Below are 624 nucleotides of genomic sequence, written 5' to 3'. Positions count from 1 at the left end.
GTCGGGTGTGAACACACCCACGAACACGTCAGCCGCAGCGCCAACGCACGCGGCACGGTGTCGACCAGCACCGAGCCCGTGCTCGGCGGCACCGGCCGCAACGAAGGCCGCTATGTCGCCTTCACCTCCACCGACGCCAACCTCGCCGGCGCCACCGGCGGCTCGCGACAGGTGTTCTGGCGCGACCGCCTGACGGGCCAGGTGCGCATGGTCAGCACCGATGGCGCCGGCGCGCCGGGCAACAACAGCAGCGACGCACCGGCGCTGTCGGCCGACGGGCAGACGGTGGTCTTCCAGTCCACCGCCAGCAACCTGGTGGCGGGTGATACCAACGGTGTCAGCGACGTGTTCGCCTGGCAGGCCGGCACGGGTACCGTGCAGCGCCTGAGCGTCGGCGACGGCGGTGTGCAGGCCAACGCCGGCAGCTTCGCGCCCACGGTCTCGGGCGACGGCCGCATCGTGGCGTTCTCCACCGGCGCCAGCAACCTCACCACCGGCGTCACCGGCACCGCCACGCGCCACATCGTGCGCCGCGATCGCAGCACCGGCACCAACCTGCTGGTCAGCCGCGCCAGCAGCGGCGGCAACGCCGGCAACGCCACCAGCGGCTGGCCGGTGCTCTCC

At 72.9% G+C, this 624-nt stretch carries 1 protein-coding gene; it reads left to right on the top strand.

What is annotated here, in order from left to right:
- Window positions 1–78: 78 nt before the first annotated feature.
- On the top strand, window positions 79–624 hold a 546-nt coding region (locus AC01FP_RS18650), incomplete at its 3' end, for a TolB family protein (protein WP_474482388.1).

Source organism: Cyanobium sp. NIVA-CYA 375, from assembly GCF_056108345.1.
The sequence above is the reverse complement of the archived record's forward strand: the minus strand, read 5'-3'. Positions and strand labels throughout refer to the sequence as shown.